Below are 16,158 nucleotides of genomic sequence, written 5' to 3'. Positions count from 1 at the left end.
CGGCCTTTCGGGATGCGGATCGAATGCGGGTGCGGGTGCGGGTGCGGGTGATGTGCGGGTGCGGGTCGGGTTGAGGCGGGCCGGAATGCCGGTCAGGTGAGTCCTTGTACGTCCCAGTCCCGGGCGACCTCCGCTGTGTCGGCACCGGGCTGGGCGGGTCCGAGCCGTACGGAACCGGGGGTGGCGGAGAAGCGCGGCGCCGGCGCGGGCTGGGTGATCCCGCTGTGCTCGATGAACGTCCCGCGGGCGGCGAGATGCGGGTGTTCCGGCGCCTCACGCAGCGAGAGCACCGGCGCCACACAGGCGTCGGACCCCTCGAAGAGCGCCGTCCACTCCGCCCGGGTCCGGGTCAGGAAGCGGGCGGCGATGGTCTCGCGCAGTCCGTCCCAGCGAGCGAAGTCCTTGCGTGCCGGGGCTTCGGACGCGATATCGAGCAGCTGCACGAACTCGTCGTAGAACTGCGGCTCCAGGGCGCCCACGGCCATGTACTCGCCGTCCGACGTCTCGTAGCTGCCGTAGAACGGGCAGCCCCCGTCGAGCAGGTTCGCCCCGCGCCTGTCCTGCCAGCCACCCGCCGCCAGCATCCCGTGGATCATGGTGGCGAGGTGCGCGGCGCCGTCCACGATCGCGGCGTCGACCACCTGCCCCGCTCCCCCTTCGGTGCGCGCGTGCTGGAGCGCGGCGAGGATGCCGATGACCAGATAGAGCGAGCCGCCGGCGTAGTCACCGACCAGATTGGCGGGGACGGTGGGCGGCTCGCCGGGGCTGCCGATCATCCCCAGGGTGCCGGTGACGGCGATGTACGCGATGTCGTGCCCGGCGCGTCCGGCGAGCGGCCCCTCCTGCCCCCAGCCGGTCATCCGTCCGTACACGAGCTTCGGGTTGCGGGCGTGGCACTCCAGCGGGCCGACGCCGAGACGCTCGGCGACACCCGGCCGGTACCCCTCGATCAGGATGTCGGCGCGCTCCACGAGCCCGAGGACACGGGCGGGTCCGTCGTCGGCCTTGAGGTCGATGAGCACCGAGCGCTTGTTGCGGTTGGTGAGGTCGTACGCCGGGTTGACCGCGAGCCCCGTGCCGCCGGGCCGGTCGACCCGTACGACGTCGGCGCCGAGGTCCGCGAGGACCATCGCGGCGAAGGGACCGGGCCCGATCCCCGCCAGCTCGACCACCCGGACTCCCGCCAGCGGGCCGTTCCCTGCCTCTGCCATCACGCCCCCAGGACTGTGACACAACTGATGTGACATCGATGATGTTAAGAACGTGTTCCACTCCGCACAAGACTTTTGGCTGAGCATCCGCTTAGTGGCGCGGTACGGGGTCGCATAGGCTCAGCGGCGATATGACCAATAACCTCACGCCGCTCGGCCCCAAGGCCGACAAGGACACCGTACGGCGGCAGAATCTCAGCCTGGTGCTGCGCGCCGTGCGGGAGCAGGGCGAGGCCACCAGGGCCGGTGTCGCCGCACGGGTGGGGCTGACCCGGGCGGCCGTTTCGTCGCTGGTCGAACAGCTCCTGGAGAGCGGCTTCCTCGCGGAGTCGGGCAAGACGTTCAGCGGGCAGGCCGGGCGGCCCGGCACGGTGCTCAAACCCGCCCGCACGGGCGTGGCGGGCATCGGCGTCGAGATCAACGTCGACTATGTGTCGGTCTGTGTGGTGGACCTGGCGGGCACCGGCCGCGTACGTCTGACGGAGCACCTGGACAACCGGGGCGCCCCGCCGGCCGGCGTGCTGGCCCGCGCCGCGCGTGTCGCGGCACGGGCGCTGGATTCGGCGCGGGAGCAGGACCTGCGGCCCGTCGGAGTCCAGCTGGCGCTGCCGGGTCTTGTCTCCGGGGGGACCGTGCGGCAGGCGCCCAACCTCGGCTGGAACCGGGTGGCGGCCGAGGGGGTCTTCGCCCAGGCGCTCTCGGCGCTGCGCCCGGACAGCCGCCCGCTGCCGGTCAGTTCGGACAACGAGGCCAATCTGGCCGCGCTGGCCGAGCTGTGGTTCGGCGGGCTCGGCGCGATCCGCAGTTTCCTCTATCTGACCGGTGAGATAGGGGTGGGCGGCGCCCTGGTGCTGGACGGCGAACTGCTGCGCGGCGCCCACGGGTTCGCCGGTGAGATCGGCCATGTGGTGGTGGACCCCGACGGCCCGGAGTGCCGGTGCGGCTCGCGCGGCTGCCTGGAGCAGTACGCGGGCCAGTCGGCGCTGCTGTGGGCCGCCGGGATAGACGAGAGCGCCGGACCGTCCGGGGTCGCGGAGCTGGAACGGCGCGCGCACTCCGGCGACGAGCGCACCGTGGCCGCCGTCGCGGAGGCCGGGGTGATGCTGGGGCGGGTGCTGTCGGGGGCGGTGAACCTCTTCGACCCGGACGCGGTGGTGCTCGGCGGGATCTACCGCGGCCTGATGCCCTGGCTGGCGCCGGGTGCCGACCGGGAGCTGACCGGCCGGGTGATCTCCGGGCTCTGGCCGCGCGGCAGCGGCAGACTGCGTGCCTCATCGGTGGCGGGGGACGCCGCGCGGGGTGCGGCGGCGCTGATCGTCCAGGAGGTGCTGGCCGATCCGGTCGCGTACACGGAACAGCGGGCGGGGTGAGAGCACCCCGGTGCGCCGGGGCGGGTTGCGCACCGCTGTCCGGATATGCCGTGGGGGCCCGGCGGTTCGTGGCCGCCCGGCCCCCACGCCCCTGTGCGGTGTTCCCGCGGCTACTGCACGGCCACCTCATTGATCTGCGGCGCCGCCGAGCCCTTGGCCCACAGCAGGCGGACCGCGTCGGCGGTGACCGCACGGGTCGTGATGTGTGTGTACGGGCCGGTCGTCGCGCCGAGCGTCTGCCACCGGCCACCGGTACGGATCTGCACGGCCGCATTGACGCCGTTCACTCCGCCGGGAGCCAGCACGGTCACCGAGTGCACCGCCTTGGCCTGCGGCAGGGTGACGTCCAGGGACTCACCGGCCGCGGGTGCGCGTGAGGCGCGGTAGACGCTCTCCGCGTTCCCGTCAGCGGCGGATGCCTGGGTACTGCCGTCCGCCGCGGGCGGGTTGCCCGTGACGGCCGGTGCGTCCGCACCGCCCACGTGGAACTCCCGTACCACCACCCAGTTGGTCTGGTCGGCGGTCGCCCGGGCCCGTACGTACCGCGCGGTGGTGCCCGCCGGGGCCGTCGCCTTGGCCGTCGGCGAGTCCTTGAACGAACCGAGCGTGTGCCAGGTGCTGTTGTCCGACGAGTACTCCAGGACGCCCTGGTGGAGGTAGTCGGACTCGCTGCCGGACTTGCCCATGGTGACGGTGACGTCGCTGATGGGACGCTGGGCGCCGAGGTCCACCCCGACCCAGTCGTCCTTGGCCGCCGCGGCACTGCTCCAGAAGTAGGTGGAGTCGTCGCCGTCGGTCATCCGGGCCGGGGCGTTGCCCGAGTAGACACCCAGGTCGCTCTGGCCCGCCGGCTGCGGCGGAAGCCCGATGAGCCGGCCCTCATCGGTGAGCGCCCGGTTCACGAACGCGTCGAGCACACCGTCACCCACGACCACCGGGATCTTCCCGCCGTTCATGTCGGTGTAGACCGGTGCCTTCGCCTTCGCGACGAGACCGGCCAGCTGCTGCCGCTCCTGCCACGCGGCGGCGCCGTGCCCGGCCTTCGCGTCGTCCAGCATCCGCAGCGCGGCGAGTGTCGCCGTACCCCACGCCTGCGCGGAGTCGAGCCAAGGACCGGCGTCGGTGACGAAGCCCTTGTCCGGCAGCTGTGCGCGCAGCACACCGGGGGCGTCGTGCAGCTCGCGCAGGGAGGCCGCGAGGGTGCGGGACGACGCTTTGCCGTCCCAGTAGCGGGAGATGACCGCGGACAGCTCGGGCGCCTCCTGCTTGTTGAGCGACGAGCTGTAGTTGACGTCGGTGAAGGCGCGCAGGGCCCGTTCCACCCGCGGGCTGCCGCCCGAGAGTTCGTGCACGGCCTGCCGGTAGGAGCGGTCGGGGTCGTACGCCGCGTCGTTCCACGTGTAGTCGGCGACGGTGTACAGGGCGAGCTTCGAGGCGTACGGCTGGATCATCGGGTTGGCCGTGATCCCCGCGAGCTGTTCGGCGAGCCCCTTCTCCCGTCCGTTGAACGGGCCGAGCAGCAGCCGGTTGGTCACGTAGTCGTTGACCGGGTAGTTGTCCCAGGTCAGGATCTGATGGCCGAACACCGTACGGGCGGACTTCGCCTGGGCGACCGTCATGGTCGGTGCGACGACGCCGACACCGGTCCACTCCACCAGGACGTCCTTGTCGAGCTGTCCGGCGATGGCGGTCTTGTACGGGGACGGGGTGACGTCGTAGTACTCGGTCGGCACCATCTCCAGCGGCTGCGCGCCCTCATGGGTCTTGATGAACTCCTTGTTGACCCGGTTGAGCAGATACGCCTGCGCGGCGCCGGCCGCACCGCCACCGGTGCCGAACTTCGCCTGGTCGGCGTCGCAGTTCCAGTGGGTGTAGCTGATGTCGTCGAGCGGGATGGCGAACTGCCGCACGCCGATGTCCCAGATGGTCTGGAGCTTGTCGACCAGTGCCTTGAGGTCGGCGTCGGAGCTGTAGCAGGCGCTCAGTCCGGGCGAGAGCGCATAGGTGAACTGGACGTGGTTGGCACGCGCCCGGTCCACCAACTGCTTGATCGTGGCCAGCTGGTCCGGCGGGTAGGCGTCGCGCCACTTGTCCCGGAGGTAGGCGTCGTCCTTCGGCGAGTACACGTAGATGTTCATCTTGTGCGCGCCGTAGAAGTCCATCTGGTCCAGGCGCGCGGCCTGCGACCAGGGGGTGCCGTAGAAGCCCTCGATGGTGCCGCGTACAGGTGTGGCGGGCCAGTCGCGCACGTTCAGGCCGCGCACCGGGGCACCGGGGCCGCTGCGGTGCGGGAGCACCTGGCGCAGTGACTGGGCGGCGTAGTACGTCCCGGTCGCGTCGGCCCCGGAGAGCACGATCCGGCCCGCGCTGTCGCCGTGGGCCCGGCCGGCCGCGAGTACGTAGCCCTCGGCGGCGAGGCCCTGCGGGCCCTGCACGCCGAGTGCGGTGAGGGCGGTGGCGGACGACGGGTTCTCGCCCGGGCCGCCGACGTAGACCGCCAGCCGGTCCCGGCCGGTGCTCTTCGGCCCGACGGACAAGTGGGAAGCTCCGGCGGATTTCAGCGACTTCTCCACCAGGGAGAGCGCCGCGGCGTCGGTCCTGCTGCCGGTGACGATGTCGACGTACGGGGTGATACGGACACTGTCGGAGCGGACGGACTCGGACTGCGGTGCGGGGGTGATGACAGGGGCGGCCGACTTCGGGGCCGCGCTCGCGGTCCCGGCGGTGACCGCGCTGAGCGGGGCGGCCGACAGGGCCAGCGCGAGGCCGGCCACGAGGGGTCTGAGCAGGGGCCCGGAGAGCGGGCCGTGATGCGGTACGGCCGGCTTTTTGCGGAACATCAACGATCCTCCACGGTTCGGCACCTACCCCTGAGCGGGGCTGTGGAGGACTAGACCACTCGCCTGATTGTGTGTCAATGATGCGCGCAGGAAGGCTTTTCCGAGCAGCTGCGCGCATGACCCTCCACCCTTCCACCGCAGGGTGATGGATGTCACTCGGTCTTCCGGTGCACGGAACGGTCCCGCCGGACGTCTGACCCTTCAAGGGAACACCGTCGGCCGAACCGCGAGAAGGGAGCGAGACCTTGCCTCATGTCGTCGAACAGGCTGTCCAGGCTCGCCTGGTCACACCCGCACCCCGGATGGAGACCGTCCCGACCACCTTGCGCTACGACCGTGCGGACCCCTTCGCGGTCGCCGTGGGCTTCCCGCCGCAGGCCACGCTGGCGGGCGTGGCGGTCACCTGGGCGTTCGCACGCGACCTGCTGGGCGCGGGGCTCCGTGCGCCGGCCGGTGTGGGTGACGTACGGATCCGGCCGTTCGGCTACGACCGGACCGTCCTGGAGTTCCACTCCCGCGAGGGCGTCGCGATGGTCCACATCCACACCGCCGAGCTGCGCCACTTCCTGAAACGGACCGAGACGCTCGTCCCGACCGGGCGCGAGCACCGCTATCTCGACGTGGACCAGGACGTCGTGGAACTGCTGCGGGACGCCTGCTAGGTCCTGTCCGCTGTCCCGGTTCTGATCAGCGGCGCGTCCCGCGAGAGCTCCCGGAACCCGACGCCGTAGTACAGGCCGCGCGCCTCCGGGTGCCCCGGCGCACCCAGGCAGGCGACCGTCGCGTGAGTGGCCCCGGCCGCCCGCGCCAGCCGCATCCCGTGCAGGAGCATGGCCCTTCCCAGGCCGAGCCGCCGGTAGTCCGGATGCGTTCCGACCGGCTCGAACTCGACGGTCCTGTTCGCTCCGTCGAGCCACATGATCGTCGAGGCTGCCATCGTCCCGTCCGGCGCCTCCACCAGGATGTGCAGGTCACCGCGGTAGGACGCCGTCCGCCGGACGCCCTCATAGCTTTCGGCCGTGTACGTCGAGGGGGCCCAGGCGTCCACATGGGCCCGGACCGCGGCCTCCGGTCCGGCCTCGTCCGCGGTGCGGAACCGGAATCCGTCCGGCAGCACCGGCCGGTGCACATCGGTGAGGTCCCGCTCGTTTAGCTGGGTCCAGTCCCCGGTGTCGCCGAGTGCGGCCGGGTCGACCGCATATCCGTGCGCCATCCACCGCTTCAGGGCGAACTCGTCGGCGGCACTCGGTATCACCGTGCGCTCGGGGCCGGCCGCCACACCCTCGTACCAGTCGATCACTTCGTCGACCAGCCCCGCGTGGTCGGGATGGACCTGATACGTCAGAGAGGTACCGGTGGCCTCCTTCACCGACCCGTCACTGCGCCTCACCCGGCGCGGAAGACAGGCCCAGCCCCACGCCACCGGATCCCCGCCCACGAACCACAGCCGACGCGGCCAGGCCGCACCCTGGGCGGCATGGTCCTTGCCCCAGATCCAGGCCAGCTCCCCGTACGACGCGCCGGCGCCGATCAGGTCCGGACGGACGGCGGTGACACGCTGAGCCAGGCCCTGCATGAGGGGCACGTCCGCGGCGGTCATCAAATCCAAGCGCGTCATGGTGCGCCACTGTGCCAGGGCCCCGCGAGGCCGTCGATCGGTTTTCCGGCGCCGCCCGGCCGCAGCACCCAACGGCACGACACACCCGGTGGCACGTCGCGTGCAGCGCATCGCCGCGGCGGCGGAGCCGATGGTCAGGCCTTGGTGAACCGGGCGCTGATGACCAGGTGGTTCCTGAGTCCCGCGCCCATCTTCGAGAACGTCATGCCCCACTGGCTGCGGTCGATTTCGGCCTCGACCGCCACAGTGGCCCCGTCGTCATCGGCGGCGGTCACCCGGCCGACGAGTGCGAGCTGCTGTGTCCGGCCGTGCAGCGTCAGTGTCCCGGTCAGCTCGACCCGGCCGGAGGCGGACACCGTGCCCGCGGTGGCCTCGTAGGTGATCGTCGGGTACTTCGCCACCTCGAAGAAGTCGGCGTCGCGCAGGTGCTGGTCCCGCTTGGCCGTGCCGGTGTCGATGGAGGCCGCATCCACGACCAGCGTGCCGCTGATCGATCCGTCGGGGCCCACGGTGCCGCCGCCCTCGACCGCCTTCGCCGTGCCCTTCACCGGCAGCAGCCACATCGCCTTGGTGCGGATCGTGATCGAGGTACGGGCGGGGTCCAGGCTCCACGCTCCGGCGAGTCCGGCCGGGTCGAGAGGAGTGGGGTCGGCGGTCATGGGTGCCTCCAGCGGCCGTGGGTCATTGCTTCGGTCCGCACCATACTTTGGTTGGCCGAACCATTCGATCCAATCGGAAACAGTACGATCTGATCGTGATATTCGGACCACGCCCGCAGCCCGCCGACACCGCGGCGCAGGCCGGCGAGCCGGCCGGGGGCTCCGCCGTCGCCCCGGCCGAGCCCCCGGATCCCGGCGGGGTACCGGCTGCCGCGCCGTGCACGGTGCACGAGGGACTGCGCAATCTGGTGCAACTCCTCCCGCGCGTGGCACGTGCGCTGCGCTCCCGTACCGGACGCGGCGGGGTCTCGGACACCGTCCTCGGCCCGCGGCACGGCGCGGCCCTGGCGCTGCTCCGCGAGGAGGGCACGACGGTCGGGAACCTCGCCGCGGTCCTGGACCTCAACCTGGCCACCGTCAGCGGCCTCGTGGCGGACCTGGAACGGGCCGGGTTCGCCGAGCGCTCGACCGACCCCGCGGACCGTCGGCGCACCCTGGTGCGGATCGTCCCGGACCGGGAGGCGGCGGCGGACCGCTGGCTGGAGGAGTCCGCAGCACCGATCACCCGGGTCCTGCAACGGCTCAGCCCGCAGGAGCGCACCGTCTTCGTCAAGGCGATGGGCTATCTGGAGGCCGAGCTCAACGACGCGGGCTCGCCCTCCGGCCGTTGAGCGGGCGCGGCAAACGCCCTGGTGCAGCGGTCGGAGGTGACCGCCCCGGCGATCTCGCATACGGACGGGATCGGCGATACTCGCGGCATGGCTGACCACGGCGCGGACAACGGATACCTGCTCGACAACCAGCAGGCGGAAGCCGGCATCCGCTTCGACGCGCTGGCCGAGCTGTTCGATCCGGTGACCTTCCGGCACATCGACCGTCTCGGCGTCACGGCAGGGATGCGGTGCTGGGAGATCGGCGCCGGCGGCCCCACCGTTCCCATGGGTCTGGCCACGCGGGTCGGTCCGGACGGTGCCGTGGTGGCCACGGACATCGACACCTCGTGGACCGAGTCCGCTCTCGGCACCGGCAGCGATACCGGCACCGACGGGAACATCGAGGTGCTGCGCCACGACGTGGCGGCCGACCCGCCGCCGCCCGGCGGATTCGACCTGGTCCACGCACGGCTGGTCCTGGTCCACGTCACCGACCGGGCCGAAGCCCTGCGCCGGATGGTGCAGGCGCTGCGTCCCGGCGGCCTGCTCCTGGTCGAGGACGCAGACCCCGGACTCCAGCCACTGCTGTGCCCCGACGAGTCCGGCCCCGAGCAGCGGCTCGCCAACCGTCTGCGGTCAGGTTTCCGCGAGCTGATGGCCGCGCGCGGCGCGGATCTCGCCTACGGGCGGACGCTGCCCCGGCTGCTGCGCGAAGCCGGCCTGGACGACGTACAGGCGGACGCCTACTTCCCCATCACCTCGCCGGCCTGCACCGTCCTGGAAGCCGCCACCGTGCGCCAGATCCGCTCCCGTCTCGTGGCAGCCGGGATCGCCACCGACGAGGACATCGACCAGCATCTGGCGAACGTCGCCACTGGCCGGCTCGATCTGGCGACGTCCCCCATGATCTCCGCCTGGGGGCGCCGCCCCGCCGGACCACCGGCGCCGTGACCACGGGCGCCCGCGTACGACCGGACCCGGTAAATCGCTTTGCGGGCGGGCCGGATCGGCCGTAACGTTCTCCCTGGCCCTGTTGTCGTTGATCGGAGTAGGACATTGCGCTACTGAGGTCTTGAGACACCGTGCCGTGCAGTGACCACACCTGCGCGCACCGCGTGTGACCTCGGTATTCGAGCTGTCCTCCCGGAACAGGGCTTTCTCTGTGCCCTGCGGTGTCTCCACCCGTTGCCCCCACCCCTTTTCGCAGCAACCGGGAGACCCGTATGTCAACCCATTCGTCCACCCATATCTCCTGCACCGCGCTCTCCTTCTCCTGGCCGGACGGAACCTCGGTCCTCGACCAATTCCAGCTGGCCGTCGGCCCGGGCAGGACGGGCCTCATCGGCGTCAACGGGTCGGGGAAGTCGACCCTGCTCCGGCTGATCGCAGGTGAGCTGACCCCGAGCGGCGGAGCCGTCCGTGTCACGGGCGACATCGGCTACCTCCCGCAGAACCTCGTGCTCGACACCGCGCTGCGCGTGGACCAGGCGCTGGGCATCGACGTACAGCGTGCCGCACTGCACGCCATCGAGGCGGGTGACGCGAGTGAGGAGCACTTCACGGCGGTCGGCGACGACTGGGACGTGGAGGAGCGCGCCCACGCGGTGCTCGGCCAGCTCGGACTCGGCTCGGTCGGTCTCGACCGGAGCATCGGCGAGGTGTCGGGCGGTGAGTCCGTCCTGCTGAGGCTCGCCGCACTGCTGCTGCGCAGGCCGGACGTCCTGCTGCTCGACGAGCCGACCAACAACCTCGACCGGCACGCCAGGCAACGGCTGTACGCGGCGGTCGACGCCTGGCCCGGAGTGATGGTCGTGGTCAGTCACGACCGTGAACTCCTGGAGCGCGTCGACCAGATCGCCGATCTGCGGGACGGCGAGGTCCACTGGTACGGCGGGGCGCTGTCCGCGTACGAGGAGGCCCTCGCCGTGGAACAGGAGGCGGCCGAACGCATGGTGCGGGTCGCGGAGGCCGATGTGCAGAAGCAGAAGCGCGAACTGGCCGACGCCCAGGTCAAACTGGCGCGGCGCAAGCGGTACGGGCAGAAGATGATGGAGCAGAAGCGTGAACCAAAGATCGTGATGGGTGCGCGGAAGCGCGCGGCGCAGGAGTCGGCGGGCAAGCACCGCATCATGCACACCGAGCGGCTGGACGACGCGAAGGAGCGGCTCAGCGAGGCGGCGGACGCGGTGCGGGACGACGACGAGATCCGGATCGAGCTGCCGTACACCAAAGTGCACCCCGGCCGGAGCGTGCTGACCCTGCGGGAACTCCAACTGCCGTACGGGAGCGGTGTCGAGGGCGAGTTCACCGCGCACGGGCCCGAACGGATCGCCCTGGTCGGGCGGAACGGCTCGGGGAAGACCACACTGCTGCGGACCATCGCGGGTCAGCTGGAGCCGGTCTCCGGGGAGGCGACGGCCCATGTGCCGCTCCGCTTCCTGCCGCAGCGGCTCGACGTACTGGACGACGGGCTGAGCGTCGTCGAGAACGTGGCGCGCAACGCGCCGGACGCCGGCAACAACCTGATCCGGGCACGGCTCGCCCGGTTCCTCTTCAAGGGGGCGCGTGCGGACCAGCCGGCCGGCACGCTCTCGGGCGGCGAACGGTTCCGGGCGGCGCTCGCCGCGCTGCTGCTGGCCGAGCCCGCCCCGCAGCTGCTGATGCTCGACGAGCCGACCAACAATCTGGACATGGCGAGCGTGCGCCGGCTGACGGCCGCGCTGGAGTCCTACGAGGGGGCGCTGATCGTGGCCAGCCACGACCTGCCGTTCCTGGAGTCGGTCGGCATCACCCGGTGGCTCACACTGGGCGGCAGCGAATAGCCCGGCTTGATCCACACGCCCGGCCCCGAGGCGTGATGTGGCTCTCCGTATCGAGACCCGACCTGGAGGCATAGCAGACTGTAACGGTACATATCGGAACCGGGGGTTGGCTGGGGCTTACTGCCGCCTTAACCTACGGAGACGTAACCTACGAATCCGTAGGTAAATACTCCCGTCCCCAGGAGCCCCCGTGACAATCACCTCTCCCCACCTCGGCAGTACGGACGCGTGGACAGACGCCCGGCTGCTGTATGCGCTGGAGGAGGTGGTGGAGAAGGAACTCAACCGCCATCTCTCCGTGGCCAAGGACTGGATGCCCCACGAGTACGTGCCGTTCTCCGACGCGCGCAACTTTCCCGGCTTCTTCGAGGACGGGACGGCGTGGGAGCCCGAGCAGTCCAAGGTCACGGACATCGGCAGGACCGCGCTCGTGGTCAACCTGCTGACCGAGGACAACCTCCCCAGCTACCACCACGAGATCGCCTCACTCTTCGGGCGCGACGGCGCCTGGGGCACGTGGGTGCACCGCTGGACCGCGGAGGAGGGCCGGCACGGCATCGTGATGCGCGACTACCTGCTGGCCTCGCGCGCCGTCGACCCGGACAAGCTGGAGCAGTTCCGGATGGCGCACATGGCGGAGGGCTTCGAGTCGGACAACCGGCACTCGATGCTGCACTCGGTCGCGTACGTCGCCTTCCAGGAGCTTGCCACCCGGGTCTCGCACCGCAACACCGGCCACCAGTCGGGCGACCCGGTCTGCGACCGGATGCTGGCGCGGATCGCGACCGACGAGAACCTGCACATGGTCTTCTACCGCAATCTGCTGGGCGCGGCCTTCGAGATCGCCCCGGACCTCACCATGCAGGCGGTGCGCGACGTCGTCGTCGACTTCCGGATGCCGGGGCACGGGATGCCCGGCTTCGAGCGGGCCGCCGCGCAGATGGCGATCGGTGAGATCTACAACATGCGGATCCACCACGACGATGTGCTCCAGCCCGTCCTGCGGTACCTGAAGGTCCTGGACATCGACGGGCTCGGCCCGGAGGGACTGAAGGCGCAGGAGGAGTTGGGCATGTACATGGGCGGTCTGGACTCCGAGGCTGCCAAGTTCGACGCGAAGCTCGCGGCCCGCAAGGCCCGGATGGCCGCACGCGCCGCAGCGTCGTAGCCCCGGAGGCTCGGACGCCCGGAGAACCCGGAGCCACGGTGGAGCCGGTGGCTCCGGAAACGCACCGGCGCGCTCTTCCCACCCCGGCCGGTGCCGCATGGCGGCCGTCGGCCGGGGTGGTGGCGCCCCCGGTTGCGGGCCCCCCGGCCCGTGTCCCCGTCCGGCCCGCGTCAGCTCGCGTCGCGTCTCAGGCCGTACCGCTCCTTCTCGGAGAGTCCTCCCCAGACTCCGAACCGCTCGTCGTGATCGAGTGCGTACTCCAGACAGGCCACTCGCTCCTCGCAGATTCCGCAGAGCCGCTTGGCCTCACGCGTGGAGCTGCCCGGGTCGGGAAAGAAGAACTCCGGCCCCGTCTGGGCGCACAGAGCCCGCTCCTGCCAGGCGAGCTCAGGGGCGTTGCTGGTGGTGATCGACATGATGGACACAGTGCCCGGCAGCGATCAATGTCTGTTCAACAAACGATGAACGAGCTTCCCGCCGCAGGTCTCACGCACCGCCGGACTCACCCTTGATCAGCGCGAACTGCGCTCCGTGGGGGTCGGTCGCCTTGGCGATCCGGCCCACGCCCGGCAGGTCGACCGGCTCCATGACGACGGAGCCGCCCAGCCGTTGCGCCGATGCCACCGCCGCGTCGGTGTCGGACACCTCGAAGTACGGCAGCCAGTAACCCGCGTCGGCCGCGCCGGTCTGGACGAAGCCCCCGATATTGGCCTCGGGGCCGCGGCCCGCCGGGGCCGCCATCGTGTACGTACCCCCGGGGTACGGCGCGGAGTTGGTCTCCCAGCCGAACACCGCGTGGTAGAAAGCGGCGGCAGCCGGGACATCCGTGGTGTACAGCTCGGTCCAGCAGAGCGAGTTCGGGTCGTTCACCACGCCCATGCCCTTGTTCTCCCCCGGCTGCCAGGTCGAGAAGGGCGCACCTGTCCTGTCCTTGAATCCGGACATACGACCCAGCGTGGCCACGTCGTGCGGTCCGAAGAGCGAGGTTCCGCCCGCCGCCTCGACGTCCCGCGCGGTCGCTTCGGCGTCCTCGGTCCGGAAGTAGACGGACCAGGACGCCCTGCCCGCCGGGCCCTCCGTCCCCTGCATCACCCCGCCGACCATTTTCCCGTCCAGGAAATACAGGCCGTAGCCGCCGAAATCGGGGCCCGCCGACCGGAACTCCCAGCCGAACAGCGCGCCGTAGAAGGCGGTGGCCCCCTCCTGGTCGGGGGTCGCCAGATCGATCCAGTTGGGTGAGCCTGCGACGAACGGGATGCTCAGCATGGTGCGCTCCTCGGTTCGGGGGTGGTCGGGGTCCCCCGTCGGCCTGCGTTTCCGAGTCTTGCACCGGGCACTGACAATCCGGCCCGCCGCGGGCCTCCGGGTACGGCCGGGCGGGTAGCCGGGCGACCCCAATGGCGTACCTGATCCGCACCCCGGACGCCGCCCTGCCCGCCCTTCCGGCGCGCCCCGGGACCGGCCGGAGTGTCCGGCGCCGCGTGAGATCATCCCTCCGGTGAGCGGCGTGAAGCACGGTCCGGCCCCGGCCGGCAGAAGAGCCCGAGCCCTCCTCCTGGAGGCGGAGCGGCTGCTCGGTGCGGCGCGGGCCGTCGTCGCCGACCGTGCCGCGGCCGCCGACGCCGTACGGAGCGCGCTCGCCCCGCTCCAGCAGGAGCTGGCCAGGGCCGAGCTGGAGCCGATCCCGCTCTCGCGGTTGCGGGACGTCACCGAGGGGCGGCTGCGGCTCGGCGCCCTGGAACAGGCGGGTCTCACCACGGTCGTCCAGGTGCACGACGCGGGCCGCTACGCGCTGCGGCAGCTGCCCGGGGTCGGCGCCCAGACCGCCGACCAGGCCGTCGCCGCCGCCGGGCAGATCGCCCGGGCGGTCGAGGAGACCGTCACCGTACGGATCGACATCGACCGCCCCGAGCCGCGCACGACGGCGCTCGTCAGATCGCTGCACGTGCTGGCGCAGGCCGGGCCCGAACTGCGCCGCGCCCATGACGCGGCGCAGCGGCTCAGCGCCGGGCTCGACCGGCTCCTGCCGCCGGCCGGGCCGGCCCGCAGCAGGCTCCGCATGGCGCTGGCCGGCCGGACCCGGCGTACGGAGGTGCTCGCCGCGCTCGAAGCCGTCGGGGAACTCACCCGGCAGTCGGCGGCGGACGGGGTGCCGCTGCTCTTCGCTCAGGTCTCGGCCGATCTGCTGCGGGTGCCCGCGTCCGACGCCGAGGCCTGGGTCGGCTTCGAGCTGCGCTCCGCCGACTACTACAGCCTCCTGGCGGAGTTCTCGGGCCAGGGCGCCGATCTCGCCGCGGCGGAGGGGTTCGTGCCCTCCGCCATCGCCGAACGGGTCCGTGCCCAGCCGCTGGACGACAGCAGGCTGCGGGTGTCCCTGCGCGGCTACCAGGCTTTCGGGGCACGGTTCGCGCTGGTGCAGCGCCGGGTGATCATCGGGGACGAGATGGGGCTCGGCAAGACGGTCCAGGCCATCGCGGCGATGGCCCATCTCGCGGCGGGCGGCGCCACGCACTTCCTGGTCGTCTGCCCGGCGAGCGTACTGATCAACTGGACGCGCGAGGTGGGCTCGCGCTCCACGCTGGCCGCCCGGTCCGTGCACGGACCGGCGCGCCGGACGGCCTTCGCCCGGTGGTGCGAGCAGGGCGGGGTGGCGGTCACCACCTTCGACGTGCTGCCTCTGCTCGCGGTCCCGGACGGCGTACGCCCGGGGATGCTCGTCGTCGACGAGGCGCACTTCGTCAAGAACCCCCTCACCCGGCGGGCGAAGGCCGTGGCGGACTGGGCCGGCCCGTCCGAACGGGTGCTCTTCCTGACCGGCACGCCGATGGAGAACCGGGTCGAGGAGTTCCGCAGTCTGGTCCGCAGGCTCCAGCCCGAGCTGGTGCCCGCGGTCCGCGACCGGGACGCGGCAGCCGGCTCACAGGTGTTCCGCAGGGCGGTGGCCCCGGCCTATCTCCGCCGCAACCAGGACGATGTCCTCACGGAGCTGCCCGCGCTGGTGCACGTGGACGAGTGGGAGGAGCTCAGTGCGGGGGACCTGACCGCGTACCGGGAGGCCGTGGCGGACGGGCACTTCATGCGGATGCGCCGGGCCGCGTACGCCCGCCCGGAGGGTTCGGCGAAGCTCCGGCGGCTGCGCGAGCTGGTCGGTGAGGCGGCCGCCAACGGGCTGAAGGTCGTGGTGTTCTCGTACTTCCGCGAGGTACTGGCCACAGTGGGGACGGCCCTCGGCGGGACGGCGTACGGACCGGTGGAGGGCGCTCTGCCGGCCGCCCGCCGCCAGGAGCTGGTCGACGCGTTCTCGGCTGCCCCCGGGCACGCGGTGCTGCTGAGCCAGTTCCAGGCCGGCGGGGTGGGCCTCAACATGCAGGCGGCTTCCGTCGTCATCCTGTGCGAGCCGCAGATCAAACCGGCCATGGAGCACCAGGCCGTGGCGCGCGCCCACCGCATGGGCCAGGTCAGGACGGTGCGGGTGCACCGGCTGCTGGCCGCCGACAGCGTGGATACGCGGATGCTCGGCGTACTGGCCGACAAGACCCGGCTGTTCGACGCGTACGCCCGGCGCAGCGAGGTGGCCGAGGCGACGCCCGACGCCGTCGACGTCTCCGACGGGGGCCTCGCCCGGCGGATCGTGGAGGAGGAGCAGCTGCGGCTGTTCCTGGCGAAGCGGGAACCGGCCGAGGGGGGACCCGCCGGGAGCGAACTCTCCGGGGGACAGCCTCCCGCGCCGGAGATGCGGGAGATCCCGCGGCAAGGGGCTCCTGAGCGGCGGATCTGTGAGCAGGAGGCGGCCGGGGACGGGTGAAGGCCCGCATCC

13 protein-coding genes are annotated in these 16,158 nt (G+C 71.6%); 7 read left to right on the top strand and 6 right to left on the bottom strand.

Translation table 11 applies throughout. The features are described from left to right. Positions 1–92 precede the first annotated feature (92 nt). On the bottom strand, positions 93–1,211 hold the full coding sequence (locus tag OHB13_RS32045; protein WP_328379408.1) for a CaiB/BaiF CoA transferase family protein: 1,119 nt from the start codon (positions 1,209–1,211) through the stop codon (positions 93–95). Positions 1,212–1,342: 131 nt separating this feature from the next. Here OHB13_RS32045 and OHB13_RS32040 point away from each other — a divergent pair, with 131 nt between their 5' ends. Beyond that, the gene (locus OHB13_RS32040) at positions 1,343–2,581 is read left to right on the top strand and encodes an ROK family transcriptional regulator (RefSeq protein ID WP_328379407.1); all 1,239 of its coding nucleotides are present in this window, start codon (positions 1,343–1,345) and stop codon (positions 2,579–2,581) included. 110 nt (positions 2,582–2,691) lie between these two features. Here OHB13_RS32040 and OHB13_RS32035 read toward each other — a convergent pair whose 3' ends face one another. After that, positions 2,692–5,421 (bottom strand): beta-N-acetylglucosaminidase domain-containing protein, encoded by a 2,730-nt coding sequence (locus tag OHB13_RS32035; protein WP_328379406.1) that lies wholly within the window; start codon positions 5,419–5,421, stop codon positions 2,692–2,694. Positions 5,422–5,666: 245 nt separating this feature from the next. On the opposite strand from OHB13_RS32035, the gene OHB13_RS32030 reads away from it, so the two are divergent. Continuing rightward, positions 5,667–6,083: an SsgA family sporulation/cell division regulator gene (locus OHB13_RS32030; RefSeq protein WP_328379405.1), complete on the top strand. Its 417-nt coding sequence runs from the start codon at positions 5,667–5,669 to the stop codon at positions 6,081–6,083. Here OHB13_RS32030 and OHB13_RS32025 read toward each other — a convergent pair. Then, positions 6,080–7,039, bottom strand: a complete 960-nt coding sequence (locus OHB13_RS32025) for a GNAT family N-acetyltransferase (RefSeq protein ID WP_328379404.1) — start codon at positions 7,037–7,039, stop codon at positions 6,080–6,082. The two genes, OHB13_RS32030 and OHB13_RS32025, sit on opposite strands and share 4 nt — an antisense overlap. A 134-nt stretch (positions 7,040–7,173) precedes the next feature. Then, on the bottom strand, positions 7,174–7,698 hold the full coding sequence (locus OHB13_RS32020; RefSeq protein ID WP_328379403.1) for a YceI family protein: 525 nt from the start codon (positions 7,696–7,698) through the stop codon (positions 7,174–7,176). Positions 7,699–7,793: 95 nt separating this feature from the next. On the opposite strand from OHB13_RS32020, the gene OHB13_RS32015 reads away from it, so the two are divergent. From OHB13_RS32015 to OHB13_RS32000, 4 genes are all read left to right on the top strand, one after another. Then, entirely contained in the window at positions 7,794–8,369 is a 576-nt protein-coding gene (locus OHB13_RS32015; protein WP_328379402.1) for a MarR family winged helix-turn-helix transcriptional regulator, read from the top strand. 87 nt (positions 8,370–8,456) lie between these two features. Then, a complete protein-coding gene (locus OHB13_RS32010) occupies positions 8,457–9,302 on the top strand; it encodes a class I SAM-dependent methyltransferase (RefSeq protein ID WP_328379401.1) in 846 nt (281 codons plus the stop codon). Positions 9,303–9,574: 272 nt separating this feature from the next. Then, complete coding sequence (locus OHB13_RS32005) at positions 9,575–11,173, top strand: ABC-F family ATP-binding cassette domain-containing protein (protein ID WP_266851208.1); 1,599 nt, start codon at positions 9,575–9,577, stop codon at positions 11,171–11,173. A 190-nt stretch (positions 11,174–11,363) separates the two neighbouring features. After that, entirely contained in the window at positions 11,364–12,341 is a 978-nt protein-coding gene (locus OHB13_RS32000) for an acyl-ACP desaturase (RefSeq protein ID WP_328379400.1), read from the top strand. 170 nt (positions 12,342–12,511) lie between these two features. Here the strand turns inward: OHB13_RS32000 and OHB13_RS31995 are convergent, their stop codons facing one another. Then, positions 12,512–12,757: a WhiB family transcriptional regulator gene (locus OHB13_RS31995; RefSeq protein WP_266851211.1), complete on the bottom strand. Its 246-nt coding sequence runs from the start codon at positions 12,755–12,757 to the stop codon at positions 12,512–12,514. 70 nt (positions 12,758–12,827) lie between these two features. Further along, on the bottom strand, positions 12,828–13,607 hold the full coding sequence (locus OHB13_RS31990; protein WP_328379399.1) for a VOC family protein: 780 nt from the start codon (positions 13,605–13,607) through the stop codon (positions 12,828–12,830). Between the two features lie 241 nt (positions 13,608–13,848). On the opposite strand from OHB13_RS31990, the gene OHB13_RS31985 reads away from it, so the two are divergent. Then, complete coding sequence (locus tag OHB13_RS31985; protein ID WP_328380440.1) at positions 13,849–16,146, top strand: DEAD/DEAH box helicase; 2,298 nt, start codon at positions 13,849–13,851, stop codon at positions 16,144–16,146. Positions 16,147–16,158 lie beyond the last annotated feature (12 nt).

The organism is Streptomyces sp. NBC_00440 (assembly GCF_036014215.1).
In the GTDB taxonomy this organism is placed as follows: domain Bacteria; phylum Actinomycetota; class Actinomycetes; order Streptomycetales; family Streptomycetaceae; genus Streptomyces.
The sequence above is the reverse complement of the archived record's forward strand: the minus strand, read 5'-3'. Positions and strand labels throughout refer to the sequence as shown.